This window comes from Bartonella sp. PS17NMGDW (assembly GCF_042193555.1).
Taxonomy (GTDB): Bacteria; Pseudomonadota; Alphaproteobacteria; order Rhizobiales; family Rhizobiaceae; genus Bartonella; species Bartonella grahamii.
Map to the genome: position 1 here is coordinate 214,909 of NZ_JBHILY010000003.1, position 18,252 is coordinate 233,160.

Consider the following 18,252-nt stretch of genomic DNA (forward strand, 5'->3'; position numbering starts at 1 on the left):
GGCACTTAATCACTAGGCCCCCCCCTGCCTTATTCAAAATATTATTGGAAGAGCTTTATGGAATAGGCACAGACGCTAACAATATAGCTTTTCCAGAACCTAAATGGCAAGAAAAGGTTCCACAAATACGGTTAGAAAGTGTTAAAGAAGAGCCAAATGACACATTTTTGTCACAAATTGGCCATTTTACCCCTTTAAGAGTTAAGCCTTTTAAATCAGAAAAACCGATAATACTAAACAAACATCCCTTAGGCAAATCATACGAACAGGGTTTTGACAAAACCGGCCAGCCTTCTTCCAAACCGCTTGTCAACAACACTGAAATGCCCCTTTCAGCCATCATTAACGCTTGCGTCATATGAGAAAGGCTATGATCACTTCGCTCACCTCCCAAAGCACCGCACAAAATAAGCTTTTTAGCGCCATTTTGCAGCGCTCTTTCACAAGCCAGAGCACTATCTGTCATATCTTTATCAGAGGGAAAAACTTCACGCGGAACATGACTATATTTGCGTATTAAATTCTCATCTGACGAATCAAAATCGCCTAACCACAACTCAGGCGACACATTAAGCGCTGCCGCATGACGCATACCACCATCAGCAGCAATCACCCGACTGTTTTGAATTTGATTAAGCAAACGATCAGTGATATGAACATCTCCATTTAATAATATCGTAAATGTTGTCATGCCATACTTTGCCTTTCACAAAATTTCCTTTACAGCGCATCCTTTTATAAGTGAGAGTCATTTTTTATAAACAAAAAGCGTGATATAGCCCAACGAATCCTTATCCCTAATGTCTTTCTTAAAGAAACATACGATACAAAGATACAAAAGATACAAATGCAATTTGCCAAATTACTCCGCAGAAATAATGTGCACCATGGTCCAACGCACCCCATTTTTCAACGCAATTTTCTTTTTCACTCGTGCCTGTATAAAGCCACTCTCATAAGTTTAACGTTTCTCCTTTCGGCTTGTCATACGCCCCTCTCTCAAAATGATAAGCTTTCTTCCACTTCTTCTAAAACAATCAAACGTACCAACAATCACAATATCTATGTCACATTAAGCGCTTTGCAACACCCGCGTATTTTGCAAATGTATGGCGGCGCTTATTATAATGCAAAACTTGAACACCTTTTAGCAAAGATTGTCCGTAAACTGACAGTTGCATCCCATAGTTCTCATCAAAACTATTCTGTAACAATTTTAAACTCAGAAAGTATTAACGCATTTGCGCTCCCCAATGGCGCAATCTACATCACTCGTGGTATGCTGGCATTAGCCAATGATTCTTCAGAAGTTGCAGCCATTTTAGCCCATGAGATAGCACATATTAGAGCCAATCATGGCATTTTACGCCTGCAAAAAGAAGCCCAATTAAAGATGGCAAATCACATATCTTCACATCTTCTTTCTTCTATTGGCAAAAAACTTCATAACCCTGTGCAAAACAAGCAACAACTCGCGCAATTTTCCCGCAATCAAGAGCTGGAAGCTGATTCCCTTGCACTTGAAATGCTCCAACAAGCAGGATATGATCCATTTGCTTCACCGCGCTTTCTTCAAACAATGGAAGCCTATAGTGCTTTGCGTAATATCTCCGGCACTCAAAATGCTTCTCTAGATTTTCTAGCTTCTCACCCAACCACCCCTCAACGCATTCGGCTTGCGATAGAAAAGGCGCGTAAAATCAGTAAAGGGAATAGTAAAACAACCGATCGCGATTCTTTTCTCAAAAGCATTGATGGCATGATTTTTGGAGGAGGGTTTTATACAGGTTTTGTACGAGGTAACCAATTTATTCACCCACAGTTGCGCATAGCTTTTTCTGTTCCAAATAATTTTACAATAGAACATTCAGCACACACTGTTTGGGCCAGTGGACCAGATAAAATTGCGATTCGTTTTGATGCTATTCCGCATCCTACTGGAATATCTGCGAGTGATTATTTGAAAAGCGGCTGGATTATCGGGCTAGACCAATCATCTATCCGCCCCATCACAATTCAAAGTCTCCCCAGTCAAGAGTTTACGCGTCAAGGATTCCAAAGCCAAAGTTTACTTGGAGCACGAGCCCATGCTACCAATGAGCAATGGCAATTTGATGTAGTTGTCATTCCACTCAACAACCATATCTTTCGTTTTCTGACAGCCGCCCCACATAATTCTCAAAATTTTGTAGAGGTTGCCCAAAAAACGCTACAAAGCTTTCATTCTCTTTCATCTTCACAATTAAAAAAACTGAAGCCCTTAAAAATCCGTGTTGTCCGCGTTAAACAAGGAGAAAACGTTGCAAACCTAGCCAATAAAATGCAACACACACCAGATAAAGAAAAACTCTTTCGCATCCTCAACGCCCTCTCACCAACACAAACTTTACCCGCAGGTACAAAAGTGAAAATTATTACAGAATAAGCCTTTTTCTCATCTTCTACAGCTTTGATTCTTTTCTATCTGTATCATGTCCTCCCCCTTAAAGCATATTCGAAAACAAAGAGAAACACTTTAAAATCCAACTTCATCATGCTTTTATAAGGTCTCCGTTTGATACATATTTCCTACCAACCAACATCACCCCCAATCTTCCTCTGTTCATCAATAGCACCAAAAGCATCCCCAAGGAGGCATATTCCTAGACAAATCTGGTAATCCCCTAAATCCAACTTCATCATACTCTCATATACCCCCTTACTTATACGTTCTCTCTCTTCCTCCCACAAAGCCTTTTACTGCTTATATATCGTAAGCATCTTCTGAATGAACCGTAAGAAGAGCAGAACGCAATTTCTGCAAAGCCCGAGCTTCAATTTGACGCACGCGCTCTTTTGAGATTCCTAATTTTTCACCCAAAACTTCAAGAGTCGCACCCTCTTCATTTAAGCGACGAAAGCGAATAATTTCCAACTCCCGTTCATTGAGAATTTGTAACGCGTCGTAAAGCCATTGTGTACGCCGTTGACCATCAATTACTTGCTCAATTAAAGCATCAGGAAGAGGACTATCATCCACCAAAACATCCATCTTAGCAATGGGATTATCACTGTTCTCAGAAACAGAAACACTCAAGGAATTATCAGAACTGGAAAAACGAAAATCCATCGTTTCAACATCGCGCACGGAAACGCCAAGCTTTTCAGCGATTGTGCGAAAGATATCCTGTTTTGACAAAGCACTATCATCTTGTATCAGCTTTGCACGCAAACGCCGAAGATTAAAGAAAAGTGCTTTTTGCGAAGAACTCGTTCCCCCTCGAACAATTGACCAATTTCGCAAAATATAATCTTGAATAGAAGCGCGTATCCACCACGTTGCATACGTTGAAAAACGCACTTCCCGATCAGGTTCAAAACGTGCAGCTGCCTCTAATAGCCCCACATACCCTTCTTGTACCAAATCCCCCAATGGCATTTTGAAACGTTTAAAGCGGTTAGCAATAGCAATCACTAAACGCATATGAGCTGCTGCAATTTGATGCATGGCATCATCATCACGTTTGTCTTTCCACCGCAGAGCCAAATCATGCTCTTTTTGCCGTTCAAGATAAGGCGCTTGCATAGCAGAACGCATCATATTACGTCCTAAGCTTTTGTCTGCATCGCTATAATTTTTGCTGCTTTTATAAACAGCATTTGAAAGATTACCCATAATAACCCCTTGCGATTAAAATTATCAAAATTGATTTGGCAACGACATCATTGTTCTTTGCTTAAAAAGAACGCAAAAGTTGTTAACTTCTGTACCCACTACTTTAACGTGTATTTTTATAATCGCAATTGTTTTTTTTTACTGTCATGGTAAAAATTCTTGTCATAAGACACAATTTCACCTGCAAAATGCCTTTACAATATGCCTTTTAGCCTATGAAATATTTGAAAAAACTTTCTCTTCACTTTTCATGACAAAACAACAAAAAAAATAAAATGATCATGTAAAACAAAAGCTGTTTTTTAATAACCGGTTCTGTTTCCTTTTAAATTGAAGAATTTATTTATGCTTTCAGCTTTACAATACAACCAATAAGTGTAATTTACAAATATAAAGCATCAAAACTGAATGAAAACTGAATAAAAAAAAGAATCATCCAAGTTTTAAAGACGCAAAAAGAAACAGCAAAAAACGACAAGAGTGATTGAAGCAAACGCAACAAACGTGTTAAAGAAAAAGAAGCATTATGAAATTGTCGCAAAAAGCTTTTGACCAATTTCGCACTGAGAAAGAAAATGATCATGGATAGCAAGATTGTTCAACAGGATGAAATTCTTCAAGATGATATTCTCATTGAAAAACACGGAAGGGGTAAATTTGAAGGTTTTCGTTTTTATGCCAACAAAAACAGTACTGATCAAATAGATGAGAAGCAAATTTCAACAGAGAATGAAAATTTGATTCTTGCTTTTTCCAAACGCGCGACACGTTTTTGTGCTTGTGCAAATGGAGATTTTACCCTCAGTTCTGATGGAATTGTGCGCTGGATTGGTCAACCCGTAGGACAGCTTGTAGCAACAGAAGATTTTTTCAAACCAAAACTGATTGTTTTAGCAGATGAACAACTCACTGGAGAATCCCGCAATAACGTTGTGAAGCGATTAGAACGCTTTGTCACCTTTCATTTTGAAACGACTTTAAAACCCCTGTTTGATTTGCGTAATGCTGATAGTTTAACGGATTCAACAAACAGTCTTGCTTTACAACTTTTTAACTCTTTAGGGATTTTACCACGCCGCGAAGTCTTAGACATTGTCAAAGAACTTGCGCAAGAATCACGTGCCGTGCTTCGGCGTCTAGGCGTACGTTTTGGCGCTTTTCACATCTATGTTGCCGGAATGCTTAAACCTGCTCCGGTTCAAGCCATTACTCTCCTGTGGAATCTTCAAAATGCGGAACAAGATCAAACTGGTGTGGGTGAAATTTTGTCAGCATTATCTGCTGGTCGAACCTCTTTGATTGTTGACCCTACCTATAACCGCCAATTTTATCAATTAGCCGGCTACCGAATCTTAGGACAACGTGCTGTAAGGATTGATATTTTAGAACGTCTCGCCAATCTCATCCGCCCCGCACTTCATTGGAAACAAGGAAATGATCCCAAACCCGATGGCGCCTATGATGGCAAAAGTTTTTTTGTTACACCAACCATGATGTCCATTCTTGGGGCCAATGGAAACGATATGGAAGAAATCCTCAAAGGACTTGGTTACCAATCGTACAGCATAAGCAATACTGTTTTTGAACAAAATCTCCTTGCACACCAAGCCTCTTCCTCTGTCAATGGAACAATGCAAGATGTTCCTGCAGCAGAATGCGTTGGCAGTCAATGGAAAACAATAAGCGATACAGAAACAACACGAGAAGAAAAAAATACCTCATACCCAAATACTTTATCCTCTGGTATTGAAAAATATCCCCATAAAACCAATCATTTACCGGCAGCTGAACCTGTTGGGAATTTTGCCCCCCCCCCTCTCCCTACACAAGAAGATAAAGTTATTTTACTATGGCATTATAGACATCAATTTCACCACCACGCACAAAAAAAACGTGATAAATTAGGAAATAAGTGGCAAAATAAATCGAAGAGCGCTGTAAAAAAAGCGGAACACACAAATGAAAATTCCCCTCAAGAAGCTCCATCACAAACAAAACGCTCTTATAAGTTCCACAAATCCCAAGGCAAACATGCAAATCATAAGCCTTTTCAAAAAGAAAAGCGCCTTAATCCTGATTCACCTTTTGCGAAACTAGCTATACTACGCGATCAACTCACCAATCATAAAAACACGCATACACTTTCCTCTAAAGAGAATTAAAGTAACAAATGGAGTTTGATCTTGACCCACGTAGTAACCGACAACTGCATTCACTGCAAATATACGGATTGCGTTGAAGTCTGCCCTGTTGATTGTTTTTATGAAGGGAAAAACATGCTTGTTATTCACCCCGACGAATGCATCGATTGTGGTGTTTGTGTGCCAGAATGCCCAGCAGAAGCAATTTTACCTGATACAGAACCAGGATTAGAAAAGTGGTTAGAACTTAATCTTCATTATGCAAACAAATGGCCTAATATAACCACCCAAAAAGATCCTCTTCCTCAAGCAAAAGAAATGGATGGCGTTCCAAATAAATTAGAAAAGTATTTTTCAGAAAATCCAGGAAGCGGCGAAGACTAATGATACAGTGCGAACCCTCCTCCTTCAACAATTGACAGACTTCCCTTTTAAAAATAAAAAAATCCTTAAGCGAAATGATTGATTCTTTGGAAGTTTGATGTTAGTGTTATTTTAACATGATCATCTTTCTAAGTATTTTTCTTTGCTTTTTATAGTAAAGCAGTGTATTTTTTTTGGATTTAAAAGTACTCGGCTTTTATGCTCACTTAATTGGTACAATATACTTGGTTAAAGAAAACTCAACCCTCAGGTTTATAACCTGTTTTCCGATACATTTGTTGATCATAAGGGAGTAAACTAAAATATGGCATCCCAACATGGAGCGTCTTCCAAGACCAAAGAATTTGCAACCTCTGAATATATCGTCTACCCTACGCATGGAGTAGGACAAATTATAGCGATTGAAGATCAAGAAGTTGCAGGACATAAACTAAAACTTTTTGTCATTCATTTCGCGAAAGATAAGATGGATGTCAAAGTCCCCATTGCAAAAGCCCTTTCCGTTGGAATGCGTAAATTATCTGCTAGTGACTCTGTCGAACGCGCCTTAAAAGTTTTACGTGGAAAAGCACGCGTTAAACGAACCATGTGGTCACGTCGTGCGCAAGAATATGATGCTAAAATCAACTCCGGAGATCTTATTTGTATCGCCGAAGTGGTCCGTGATCTTTTTCGCTCTAATCTACAGCCTGAACAATCTTACTCTGAGCGCCAACTTTATACAGCTGCTCTTGAAAGAATGGCCCGCGAAATTGCAGTTATTAATAGTCTTTCTGAAACAGAAGCTATCAATCTCATAGAGATGCATCTCTCCAACAAGCCAAAATGCGAATTTAAAACTGAGAGAGAAGAAACAGATGAAAACAGTAAAGCTGTCTACGCTGCATAACACACTCTTTCATCATAATGAGATATTTTGATAAAACCAGCTTTTCGCTGGTTTTATTTTTTAACATCCTCTCTGCCCTTAAGGACAAAGTTTCTTAACCAGCGCCAATCTATAAACAATCTAACTTTTCGACAAATCCCTCCTCCTCATTTTCTTGCTTCATAGATAAAAAATTGATTAATCATCATAATCTAGCATTATTCATATTAAATTAGAATCTTGAATATCGTAAGATTTCTCATTTCAAATTTCTCTCGTGTTGAATCAATCAAAATCACTTGCTTGTCAATCACAAGCGGGGCTGATCTGTGGGTAAAAACTATACAAAAAGAGCGAGACACTGTCTCAAGTGCCAAAGGACATACCAACATTGGAATCTAGCAAAATGTGTAAGACTGCTGGCTTACTTTTTCATTAAGCGTAAAGATCATAGTACCGTTTATACACTGCACCGAGACTTTACCTTTTGCCCTTCTACAAAACCATTAGAACATTCAAAAATGCCATCATAAAATGGATGCAACAAATATTGAAAAATATTCCTTTTAAAAAATGCGTAACGGTACAACATAAGCATATTTTGTCTTGGTCGCTCTATTTTGCATGAGAAGCATTCCCTCATTAAAGAACGCGATAAACAAAAGCATGAAATAAACCATCATCTCCATTCTATAAAAGGCATTCCAAATATTTTTGAAAGCTGTAAAGTTAACTTAAAAAATAACAATACAAACGAGCGTTGGTATTATCCCTTGCAACTTCATATTTTTCCAAAATGAGGTTATATTCTCATTTCAGAGATTACGAGATGTACGCAATATTCTTACCCCAATCGGACATACAAAATCTAAAATGATTCATAGAACTCTTAAAAGTCTGAACCTCTGTTTTAAACAGACCGCTAAAGATTAGATATTGATGAACAGATAACAAAAAAATCACAAACTTAGGTAAGTAACACCCTAAAACCATTTATAAACCAGCTATGAACTGGAGAACCATACCGGCTTTGATAAAATACTTTTCTCAACCCCACATATAACACATCTGGTTTTAAGTTTACTTATTTTACAAGCTGTTCGTAACAAATCCCTTATATTCACAAAAATATGAAAAGAAAGCGTGATATTCACAGAAAAGTCTCATATGTCTTTATCATCAAAAGCACTAAAGAGTATTGAATGTGTACACCTTTTGTCTTGTAACGGTTTTCTCTTTTCTGCTTATAAGAAAACACGCTGGCATCATCATACACTTAACCCCCAATGTTACAACAATCCTTACATTTGAAAATATTCATTATAGACATTTTTTCCTTTCTTATAGAGTTTTTACCCACATGCCAGCCCCACTTGTGAGCGAAAAGCAAGTCATTGTCATTGATTCAAAATGAAAGAATCCTACGATAGACCTTTCATTAAAGGCGTAAAAAAAAACGAATGATCTTTATAAATCAATGTGATGTAAATCTTTATTTTTTTACTGAGAATCACATGTCACAATATAAGCCTATAGACAAACCATTGCCTTAAATATTCTCATAAAAAACACCAGTATGCTTAAAGCCTTACATGGGTCAACCGCCTTAAACGACGATATTTTACGATCTAATAGGATTCCCTCTACAGTAAGCAAAAATTAAGTGCAATACAAAATGATTCCATTACTGACCTTATATCAATACCCCAGCTCTTAACAAAATCATCATAAAAGACACTGACACAAGCAATCCTTTATAACCTCTCAAAAAAACAAAAAAATCATCTCTCACAATAGAATCATTTTTCTATGGCAAAGCCTTATCCCACACATGTTCTCAAGAAAAAGCGAAAAACGCATCTTACCCAATGCATTCACTCATGAATCAAAAGAAGCTTACTACCGGAAAAGAGATAAAACGCTAAAGTTTTAACCACTAAAACGGAACGCCCGCGATACATTCCCATTTTCAAATCAATGTGATGAGAGCGATGCAAAGACACCTCAACATCCATCTTAAAGCGAAAATGCACGCCACAAACGTGCATTCACTCATGAATCAAAAGAAGTTTACTACTGGAAAAGAGATAAAACGCTCAGTCTTTAACCACTAAAACGGAACGCCCGCGATACATTCCCGTTTTCAAATCAATGTGATGAGGACGACGTAATTCACCAGAATTTTTATCTTCAATATAAGTCGGCGCCTTCAGAGCATCAGCCGAACGGCGCATGCCCCTCTTCGCTGGAGAGGTTTTTCGTTTAGGTACAGCCATAAAAAGACACTCCAAATCCATTAAAACAGAAAAAGCAATGTCAAAAATGACAATGCTTCATTTAAAAACACCATAAAATTTTAAGACGTTATACACTGATAAACAAGAAGAGGCAATGTCAAAATGCTCCTCCTCTTACCAAAAATGACCTTCTTTTTATCAAAAATGATGTCAAAATGATCAAATGAATATCCAAAACACCGCAAAATTTGAGAATTTTATACACCAATGAAATCTTTTTTATAAGACCTTCATTCAATTTTTATTTGGCTTAAAAAGGGATTTGCACATACAATAGAGATATGGATAAAAAGAGAAGTTGATTTTTAATAAAAAACGACGCCAATTTATGAAAACAAGAAAAAGCGACAACCTTTCTTTTAAAACTTCATAATTTCATTTTTGTAAAAACAAAGGAAGCAAGAATGCACGAATTTACCACCCTTCTTGCAAAACATGGATACACCGTTGAAAAGCGGCTTGATACCCTATTAAGTGATCAAATCCAAAATGGTGAAATTTCACGCCCTAAAAACTTAATCAAAGCCATGCGCTATGGTGTGCTGAACGGTGGAAAACGCCTGCGTCCTTTTCTTGTGATTCAAAGTGCTGCACTTTTTGATGTTCCTGTAGAACATTCTCTTGATGTTGCATGTGCCTTAGAATGTATCCATTGTTATTCGCTCATTCATGATGATCTTCCCGCTATGGATAACGATATACTCCGGCGTGGAAAACCCACCGTCCATATAGCATTTGATGAAGCAACAGCAATTCTAGCAGGCAATGCCCTCTTAACATTTGCCTTTGAAATCATTGCCCATAAAGCCAGTACTCTATCGACAGACATTAGAATAAAGCTGATCACGTCTCTTGCACAATCGGCAGGACTTGGCGGTATGTTAGGTGGACAAATGCTGGACCTCGAAGCTGAAAAAAGACCGCAAGAAAGTACTGACATCACCACTCTACAACGCATGAAAACAGCAGCCCTGATAAGCTTTGCTTGCCAAGCAGGCGCCATCATTGGCAATGCGTCCAAAGAATTAACCGAAAAGCTTACTGATTTTGGTACCTATCTTGGTTTAGCCTTTCAATTAACCGATGACCTTCTTGATGTCACCGCCAACACGCAAACCCTAGGAAAAACGGCTGGGAAAGATGAAACGGCACAAAAAGCAACTTTTGTTCATCTTTACGGCATTGAAGAAACCCAAAAAAAGCGAGATACACTCATCAGTAAAGCAGAAGCATTCTTACATCCTTTTGGCGCTAAAGCACTCCCCCTCCAACAAGCAGCACACTTTAGTGCACTACGCAAAAATTAAACTTCATCCACGCTATTGCACGTAGTGTAAATCGTCATCTTTGTTAAATGCATAATAGACTTTTCAAAGAAACGTTACCATTAATCTCCATTATAGTCCTTATCATGAAATGGATGCGACAAATCTTGAGAGGAATTTCATTAAAACAAGCCGCGTGAATTTATAACACAAGTGTATTCTGGGTATCCTATTTTGCATGAAAAGTGCCTTCCATTAAAGAATGAAAGAAAATAGGAAAACTGCTCCATTACCATTCCTTAATAAGCATATAATCCAGCACAATCATTTTCTTTATCAGCGTCCAATCTTGTCAGCAACTCTTGACACAATATTCATGAGAAGCATTTTTATTTCCTTTTTAATGATTGTTATGCCATGCCCACTTATAACGTATAAGCAGATGACTTTGATTGCTTCAACATACATAGATTTTAAATAAGAATAACTGACACTATTCAGCTTTCTCATTCAACATGCAAAACAACGATGCGCCTTAATAAATAAAAGCCTTGCTCCACTATGAAACCCTATAAAACACGTATCGTAATAAGTTAATATTCTCACTGAACTTTTTTGAGAGTTCCTTCTAAAAAAAATACCGTCAACAAGTAAATCAATAAATAAATAGCAAAAATATAAACGAGTGAGAAAAAGCCAAATATATTGACCATATACGCACTCATGTAAAAAAATACCAATAAGCTAAATCTCCCAACGGTTGACAAAAAAGATTCATATGTAGCCCTGAAATGATCACTAATACTATCGTGCAAAATAACTTCTACACGAAGATATGTATACTTAATTAAGTAAAAAATCATACAGACTAAAATAACAGCAATTTCTTTTCTTGGCTCAAAGAAAACCATTGTAAAAATCAGTGAAGCCGAAAGAAACAGTAGTAAAATAAAATTCACTCTTTCACTTAGTTTTGTAAAGAGAAAACTAGCCAAGAGCTGAGAGAGCAATATCAGTGAAAATGTCACACCAAGATCAAAATAAGTGACATTAATATTATGATCTTTAAATATCCACTGCCAATACTGCGAGAATATATTGAAAAAGATCAGTGAAAAATAAAAGCATAAAGAGATATAAGGAACTTTAATAAAAATAGACAACATCTCTTTAGCATCATAAATGAGAGAATTCGCTTTATTTGGTTGTTTTTCTCCTTTCAGGTCATCAAGAAAAAACAAACCAAATAGTGTTGTCATCAACATTAAAAACGCCGCGATATACCATATATATTGGCTAGAATAATCAGCAAAATATGCGCCGATTAAACTGAATATAAACATGCCGATGTAATTATATTGAGAGCTAGAACCAAGCACTTTTTTAGTCGATGTCAATTTTGCTTTTGCATATTGAACAAGTAAAGCATTATAGGCGCCAGCAATCAATGTCAGCGATAAGGCATTAAAAGATTCTGCCAAAAGAAAACCATAAAAGCTTGTAGAAAATCCCATGAGACATAGCCATGTAGCAGCAAAAGCCGCTGCCAAAACGATAGATATTTTATAACTTTTTCTATCGGCAAAATATCCCAGAGGAATATCTGTAACCATCATAATAAAAGCCTGAAACGACTTAATGATCCCGATATCAATAAGAGTTAGCCCTTTTTCAAGCATATAAAATACAATAAAGGCACCTGTTAAAATTCTTATACCGTTAAATAAAAATCCAAACGCTAATATATTTGTCATCTATTCCCCAATAACACCACGAAAGGTGTCAATACATCCTTTTATATAAAGATAAAAGCTTAAATTTTATAACAAATATGGCAATAGCCGCTATATAGAACTCCAATCCTATCAATTTGATATTCTGAAAATTGCTGGAAATAATGTCACGTTTAGTTTTCTATTGGATCTGTTTGAAGACAGTATTATCAAAGAGAAATACTTGAAAACAATGAAGAAGCGCCTCAATTTATGAACGATCATCTTGTTCTCAACATGCAACCACAATGAGGACTGAATATTGATTTACAAGCAAAAACACAGCCTTTAATGAAGAAAAAATGCACTCCAAGAATTTATTTCAACCCTGTCCAAAGCGTGTATGAATATAATCACTCAAAAGCGCTTCAAATTCTTCAGCAATGTGATCACCCCGCAAAGTTTTTACCTTTTGTCCCTCAATAAAAACAGGTGCCGCAGGACTTTCCCCCACTCCAGGCAAAGAGATTCCAATATCTGCATGTTTTGACTCCCCCGGTCCATTGACGATACATCCCATCACGGCAACCTTCAAACTTTCAACGCCAGGGTATTTTTCACGCCAAACAGGCATATTTTTGTATAAATCTGCTTCAATTTTTTGCGCCAATTGTTGAAAGACCGTTGAGGTTGTGCGCCCACAACCAGGACAAGCCGCAACCACAGGCAAAAATTGCCGAAAACCCATTACTTGCAAAAGTTCTTGCCCCACCTTTACTTCTCGTGTCCGATCACCACCAGGTTTTGGTGTTAAGGAAATTCGTATTGTATCGCCAATCCCTTGTTGTAATAAAATGCCCAAAGCCACCGAAGAAGCAACAACGCCCTTTGTTCCCATCCCAGCTTCCGTTAATCCCAAATGAAGAGCATAATCACAACGCGCCGCCAAGGTGGTATAAACAGCAATAAGATCTTGGACATCACTCACTTTAGCAGAGAGAATAATTTTATCACGTCCCAACCCCATCTCTTCAGCGCAAAGAGCCGATTGCAGAGCAGACTGCACAACAGTTTCCCGCATCACTTCAGCAACCGATAAAGGATTTTCTTGCTGTGCATTTTCATTCATAAGCCGTGTTAACAATGCATTATCAAGAGAGCCCCAATTCACGCCAATGCGAATAGGTTTATGATACCGACAAGCAATCTCTATAATTTCTGCAAATTGACGATCTTTTTTTGCGCCAAAACCAACATTTCCAGGATTGATGCGATATTTTGCAAGCGCCTCAGCACACGCAGGATGATCAGATAAAAGCTTATGTCCAATATAATGAAAATCCCCAACCAAGGGTACAAAAAATCCTAACCTCTCCAATCGCTCCCGTATTTTTGGTACAGCTGCCGCCGCTTCATCACGATCAACAGTAATCCGAACCAATTGTGAACCAGCTTGCCAAAGAGCAGCCACTTGAGCAACAGTTGCATCAACATCAGCTGTATCCGTATTGGTCATTGACTGTACAACTATCGGGCTCTGCCCCCCAATGATCACATCACCAACAGCAACACCAACAGATCGACGACGCTCAAGTGGTTTAGATAAAAAATAGGTCGTACTCATCAAGTCCTCAAATTTTTAAAACCTGCGCTATCAATCATCATTTACATTGACTTCCTCCACGCTTCAAAGGACGAAAATTACACCGCCCCCCAATCTTAACAGATTACTCTCAAAAGGTTCCACCTACTAACCACTGATGCAATTCAACTCATAGGTGCGATTCATCCTATAGACGCACCGGATAAGTTCTACTACTTCTGTTCAAGTTTATACTTCTACACTTGGTTGATTCAAAAAGAAACTGAAACCAAACAGAGACAATACTGTATTTTTAAGTTGCATGCCTATACCGCACATCCACGTCATCGCAAAACAGTGCTTTACAACACAACAGATAACACCTATCAAAGCGCAATTTTTAAAAATGCATGAAAGACACCGCCCAATTAATCCAACACATTGATTTATAATAATCAATTTTTTACAAATTTGAATGGCAACCCCAAATATCGTAAGATTTTCTCATTTTAAATCTTCTTAATTGAATCAATACCACTCCCTAAAGCCACAAAAGAACAAGTAGATAAAAATTCCTTATAAACTATTTCAAGTGCCAAAAGCTATCCCAACACTTTAAACAAACAAAAAAATGAAGACACCGACTTACATCTTTATGAAATAAAGATGATAGAATGAATTTTACACCATTTTGTAAAAATTTTTACCTTAAATCCTTAACAAACACCATCACGAAATGAACTCGAGCACATTAAGAAATGCCTCATTAAAACCAAACTCTTAATTCTCATCTCACCCACGCGCGGCATTATCAATGCAACCTTTCAATTTTCAAGCCGTTATAGCAAAACCCCAAACACAATTCCAACTGTCACACAACAATTTAACACATGAAGGAGTCAATAAATGTGTCTATTTTCACCCCATAGAAAAAATGCTAAAATTAAAAAACGTATAGCACAATTAAAAAGAGAGCTGGTCCCCGTAAATCATTGGAGTTCTCAAAATGATAACTTTGAAAACATTTCTGAGCTGTTTAACACATGGAAACAAAAAGGCCGTCACGCGCTTTATCACCTCAACGAACATGCTGCAGAATTAAAGAAAAAAGCGAAAGAAAATCCTAAAAAAACCCTCGCACTAACAGCAGGAGTCGTTTTAGTAAGCTTCTTGCTGATCCGTAAAAATTAACAACACAACCAACAACCTTCCCTTTTAATGCCCGACTCAAAGCGGGCATTTTTTATAGTTTACAAAATATAAACTTTACATCTTTCCCCCTAACTTTACGCTTTCCTCCAAAAGATAAGTTTTCCATCCATTCCACCAATCTATTATCCAATTTTCTATCTGGCAGTCTCCTTACCCCTATCCTCAAAACACGCGGTAGCACCACATCTCAAAGGACAGTGTTGTGAGAAACTATAAGAAAAGTTTTCAACATTGCATCTATCCCCCCTACTGAGTTATTTCAAAAGAAATGGAAGTCAGTAAAGATGCATGCGCTTTAATATTTTAAGGAACATTATTTTACATCATGATATAGAAGATTAAGGAGCCTAAGAGCTTTAAAAGATGTATTATAAAAAACCAAACGAAATCTTCCAATGTGAATACCCATTTGCTATAAGTAAATGACACAAGAATTAAACTGAAAAAACCCAAAATTTATCCTCCAGAATCGACCCGCTGCGAAGTATCCACATACGTAACCACAGACATCCCAGGAATGAGCTTTTCAATCCCCTCCTGCCCAGGATCTAAAGAAATCCGTACTGAAATACGTTGCGCAATTTTGATAAAATTACCAATTGTCGTATCTGTTTTTAACAATGAAAACTCTGAACCTGTCGCCGGAGCAAAACGAACCACACGCCCCGTTAACTTTTTGTTGTTCAATGCATCAACAGAAAAAACAACCGGTTGTCCCACACGCATCTGAGAAAGTTGCGTTTCCTTATAATTAGCAATAATCCAAATATCATCAGAAATAACAGAAACCAATTGCGTACCCGGCATAACATATTGCCCTACCTTAGCGCCAACCAATCCAATATAGCCTGTTCTAGGAGATAAAATCTTCGTATGATCAAGATTAAGTTTTGCCAACTCAACACTCACCTTTGCTCCCGAAACTTCTGACTGTAAACTTTGCCGTTCAAGATTTAATTGTTTTTGCAATTGTCGTTTTGTTTCTAGGGCTGCCAAGAGTTGTGAAAGAGGGCGAGAAACAGAAATTGCAGCATCACCAAAGCCTAACTTTTTACTATCAGGAACAACATTAGAGAATGCTCGTGAACGCGTTAATTCTGCTTCTGCAGCATTAACTTCTCCCTGTAAAATCTGAGCTTGCAATTCAATACTTGCCAGTTTTGCATTTTTTGAATCGAGAACAGCCTGTGCCCGTGCAAGCTGCTGACGAAGAAGAGAATCATCAAGCTCAAAGAGCAGCATTCCTTTTTCAACACGTTGATAATCTTGCACATAAATCCGTGCAATCACCCCAGAGATCTGTGAACTAACCAGAGTAACATTGCCCTTAATGGAAGCATTATCCGTTATTTGAATGTTACTCACAAAAGGAGGAAGTCTCCAAGCCCACAAAATCAGCAAAACACCCGTAACACCTGACAAGAATGCAACAATCGTAGCTTTTGACCGTAATGCTTTTATCATTTTTTGCACCCCTCTTCTATGGGCATCATTCTACTTTTCTAACGCCTGCAAAGAGCATGACTTAACAACCATTGTGACAAGAAAAATAATGAATACAATCATTGAAATATAAAAATAAAGCCGAAAAACGTCATCATAAGCAAAAATATTTGCTATTAACTTAAATTTTTCTATCAACATAGAAGTACCCTGTTCACTGCTCAAGCCATGGGGAACAGAAGCACCATAAGAAGGCGAAAACAAAGTATTCATCTCACCAGAAATAAGCGGATCAGTCACAACAATATTTTGTGTTAAGGACTCAAAGTTTTTATGGGCAAAATAAAACTGTAGGCTGCCAAAAAAAGCCGATCCCATCAATCCCCCTGTCACTTGTGTTAGCAAAAAAACCGCAATAAAACTCAAAACATAACGCGGTCCTCGCTCACCAGCAATCACAAACCCTTTGAAAAGAGCAGGAGGCAAAAAAAGTGCATAACTAAAACTCACCAACCCTTGGCTCAACATCATATCTTTCGGACGTGTTAAATAGTTTACACGACTGTCTAAATAAGCTCCCAGCGCCAAACAACCTAAAGATAACAAATAAAAATAATCTTCACGCCCCGCCCGTAAAAAAAAGACACAAACAGCCCCCCCTAACAGAGTACCCAATGTCACCGCAAGATACATGGGCGCCATCTCACGATTAAGCAAACCAAAAAGATTAAAAAAACCTACGGGCAAATTTGACCGTTCCAACAAAAAAACATGAAAGATCAATAAAATAAAAACAGATTGAACCATTTCTTTACTGAAAATCCAACGTAAATCAATCAGCGGTTTTTCTCTATTAAGCTCAATAATAATAGCAATAGCCAACGAGAAAATAGCAAGTGCAAGCCCCCAACCAATCCATGGCGCTTCATACCACCAATACAATATGCCAACAGACATAATCACGGCATTTAATCCAAGACCAAGAGCAATCAAACCATAACTTATCCAATCTAACTTTTGAATAACCTTACTGCGGACAACAGGCGTTAAAGGCAAAGTATAGATACAGACCAAGCTGATGAGAACCAACCCCATTTCCAAAGCGGAAAGACTAGAAAAACCACCATTTTCCAGCAAATCAGGAGAAATCAAACGCGATAAAGGTGCCGCTAAAGCCGCATTCATATAATTCAAACTAAGACCAACAGTAAACTTCTTTGCTGGAGCAAAAGCCTCCATCATATAAAGCAGCGCAAGTGAAGCCAAAGGAGCAGCAGCAATCCCAGCAAAAAAGCGAATAATCAATGCAGAACGCAAATCCGTAACAAAGAGTTGCAACACGCAAACCAAAACGAAACCAAGGATTGATAATTCAGCAAAAGCACGCAACCCAAATTGATAGCGGATTTTGATCAACATAATCGCTACACTCACATTTGGCGCCATATAGGCCGCTACCAACCATGTTGTCTCGGTCAAAGTTGCGTGAAAATCACCCGTAAGATGGACAATGTTAGACTGAACAATATTAGCCCCTAAACCATAAGCCCATTGCAAAATAAGAGAAGCAAAAATATAAACAAAACATTTCGGCAAAGGTCCTGCAAAAACACGACCAGGACGAGGAAAAGGTTTTCCGCCCCTTTTAGCAAACACAACCGTACTCTTTTTTCCGCTCATGTCACCTTTTTCC

General features: G+C 37.9%; 13 protein-coding genes. 6 read left to right on the forward strand and 7 right to left on the reverse strand.

Annotated elements, in window-relative coordinates; all coding sequences use genetic code 11:
* Positions 1-55: 55 nt before the first annotated feature.
* On the reverse strand, positions 56-691 hold the full coding sequence (locus ACFIJK_RS03700; RefSeq protein WP_375625240.1) for a thiamine diphosphokinase: 636 nt from the start codon (positions 689-691) through the stop codon (positions 56-58).
* Positions 692-847: 156 nt separating this feature from the next.
* On the opposite strand from ACFIJK_RS03700, the gene ACFIJK_RS03705 reads away from it, so the two are divergent.
* Complete coding sequence (locus ACFIJK_RS03705) at positions 848-2,425, forward strand: M48 family metalloprotease (RefSeq protein WP_375626586.1); 1,578 nt, start codon at positions 848-850, stop codon at positions 2,423-2,425.
* A 318-nt stretch (positions 2,426-2,743) separates the two neighbouring features.
* Here the strand turns inward: ACFIJK_RS03705 and ACFIJK_RS03710 are convergent, their stop codons facing one another.
* Positions 2,744-3,655: an RNA polymerase factor sigma-32 gene (locus tag ACFIJK_RS03710; RefSeq protein ID WP_015856975.1), complete on the reverse strand. Its 912-nt coding sequence runs from the start codon at positions 3,653-3,655 to the stop codon at positions 2,744-2,746.
* A gap of 581 nt (positions 3,656-4,236) precedes the next feature.
* On the opposite strand from ACFIJK_RS03710, the gene ACFIJK_RS03715 reads away from it, so the two are divergent.
* The 3 genes from ACFIJK_RS03715 (at position 4,237) to ACFIJK_RS03725 (ending at position 7,069) form a co-directional block, all read left to right on the forward strand.
* Complete coding sequence (locus ACFIJK_RS03715; RefSeq protein ID WP_375626589.1) at positions 4,237-5,817, forward strand: hypothetical protein; 1,581 nt, start codon at positions 4,237-4,239, stop codon at positions 5,815-5,817.
* 21 nt (positions 5,818-5,838) lie between these two features.
* Complete coding sequence (gene fdxA / locus ACFIJK_RS03720; RefSeq protein WP_375626591.1) at positions 5,839-6,180, forward strand: ferredoxin FdxA; 342 nt, start codon at positions 5,839-5,841, stop codon at positions 6,178-6,180.
* 304 nt (positions 6,181-6,484) lie between these two features.
* On the forward strand, positions 6,485-7,069 hold the full coding sequence (locus tag ACFIJK_RS03725) for a CarD family transcriptional regulator (RefSeq protein WP_375626593.1): 585 nt from the start codon (positions 6,485-6,487) through the stop codon (positions 7,067-7,069).
* Between the two features lie 2,075 nt (positions 7,070-9,144).
* Here the strand turns inward: ACFIJK_RS03725 and rpmF are convergent.
* Entirely contained in the window at positions 9,145-9,324 is a 180-nt protein-coding gene (rpmF, locus tag ACFIJK_RS03730) for a 50S ribosomal protein L32 (RefSeq protein WP_005774555.1), read from the reverse strand.
* 425 nt (positions 9,325-9,749) lie between these two features.
* Here rpmF and ACFIJK_RS03735 point away from each other — a divergent pair, with 425 nt between their 5' ends.
* Positions 9,750-10,652 carry a polyprenyl synthetase family protein gene (locus ACFIJK_RS03735; RefSeq protein ID WP_375626595.1) on the forward strand — a complete coding sequence of 301 codons (903 nt, stop codon included), beginning with the start codon at positions 9,750-9,752 and terminating at the stop codon, positions 10,650-10,652.
* Between the two features lie 560 nt (positions 10,653-11,212).
* Here the strand turns inward: ACFIJK_RS03735 and ACFIJK_RS03740 are convergent.
* The gene (locus tag ACFIJK_RS03740; protein ID WP_375626597.1) at positions 11,213-12,364 is read right to left on the reverse strand and encodes an MFS transporter; all 1,152 of its coding nucleotides are present in this window, start codon (positions 12,362-12,364) and stop codon (positions 11,213-11,215) included.
* A gap of 340 nt (positions 12,365-12,704) precedes the next feature.
* Positions 12,705-13,946 carry a flavodoxin-dependent (E)-4-hydroxy-3-methylbut-2-enyl-diphosphate synthase gene (gene ispG, locus ACFIJK_RS03745; RefSeq protein ID WP_375626599.1) on the reverse strand — a complete coding sequence of 414 codons (1,242 nt, stop codon included), beginning with the start codon at positions 13,944-13,946 and terminating at the stop codon, positions 12,705-12,707.
* Between the two features lie 864 nt (positions 13,947-14,810).
* Here ispG and ACFIJK_RS03750 point away from each other — a divergent pair.
* Positions 14,811-15,095, forward strand: coding sequence for a hypothetical protein (locus tag ACFIJK_RS03750; RefSeq protein WP_375625232.1), 285 nt, complete (start codon positions 14,811-14,813; stop codon positions 15,093-15,095).
* Positions 15,096-15,572: 477 nt separating this feature from the next.
* On the opposite strand, the gene ACFIJK_RS03755 is transcribed toward ACFIJK_RS03750, so the two are convergent.
* Both ACFIJK_RS03755 and ACFIJK_RS03760 read right to left on the reverse strand, forming a co-directional pair.
* Positions 15,573-16,580, reverse strand: coding sequence for an HlyD family secretion protein (locus ACFIJK_RS03755; RefSeq protein WP_375625231.1), 1,008 nt, complete (start codon positions 16,578-16,580; stop codon positions 15,573-15,575).
* Positions 16,581-16,610: 30 nt separating this feature from the next.
* A complete protein-coding gene (locus ACFIJK_RS03760) occupies positions 16,611-18,239 on the reverse strand; it encodes an MFS transporter (RefSeq protein WP_375625230.1) in 1,629 nt (542 codons plus the stop codon).
* Between the last annotated feature and the right edge of the window lie 13 nt (positions 18,240-18,252).

Bases quoted from the DNA above. Each gene is read 5' to 3' on its own strand.
- ispG (WP_375626599.1), bottom strand. From the start codon at position 13,946: ATGAGTACGACCTATTTTTTATCTAAACCACTTGAGCGTCGTCGATCT.
- ACFIJK_RS03760 (WP_375625230.1), bottom strand. From the start codon at position 18,239: ATGAGCGGAAAAAAGAGTACGGTTGTGTTTGCTAAAAGGGGCGGAAAA.
- ACFIJK_RS03750 (WP_375625232.1), top strand. From the start codon at position 14,811: ATGTGTCTATTTTCACCCCATAGAAAAAATGCTAAAATTAAAAAACGT.
- ACFIJK_RS03700 (WP_375625240.1), bottom strand. From the start codon at position 691: ATGACAACATTTACGATATTATTAAATGGAGATGTTCATATCACTGAT.
- ACFIJK_RS03710 (WP_015856975.1), bottom strand. From the start codon at position 3,655: ATGGGTAATCTTTCAAATGCTGTTTATAAAAGCAGCAAAAATTATAGC.
- ACFIJK_RS03755 (WP_375625231.1), bottom strand. From the start codon at position 16,580: ATGATAAAAGCATTACGGTCAAAAGCTACGATTGTTGCATTCTTGTCA.
- ACFIJK_RS03740 (WP_375626597.1), bottom strand. From the start codon at position 12,364: ATGACAAATATATTAGCGTTTGGATTTTTATTTAACGGTATAAGAATT.
- ACFIJK_RS03735 (WP_375626595.1), top strand. From the start codon at position 9,750: ATGCACGAATTTACCACCCTTCTTGCAAAACATGGATACACCGTTGAA.
- ACFIJK_RS03705 (WP_375626586.1), top strand. From the start codon at position 848: ATGCAATTTGCCAAATTACTCCGCAGAAATAATGTGCACCATGGTCCA.
- rpmF (WP_005774555.1), bottom strand. From the start codon at position 9,324: ATGGCTGTACCTAAACGAAAAACCTCTCCAGCGAAGAGGGGCATGCGC.
- ACFIJK_RS03725 (WP_375626593.1), top strand. From the start codon at position 6,485: ATGGCATCCCAACATGGAGCGTCTTCCAAGACCAAAGAATTTGCAACC.
- ACFIJK_RS03715 (WP_375626589.1), top strand. From the start codon at position 4,237: ATGGATAGCAAGATTGTTCAACAGGATGAAATTCTTCAAGATGATATT.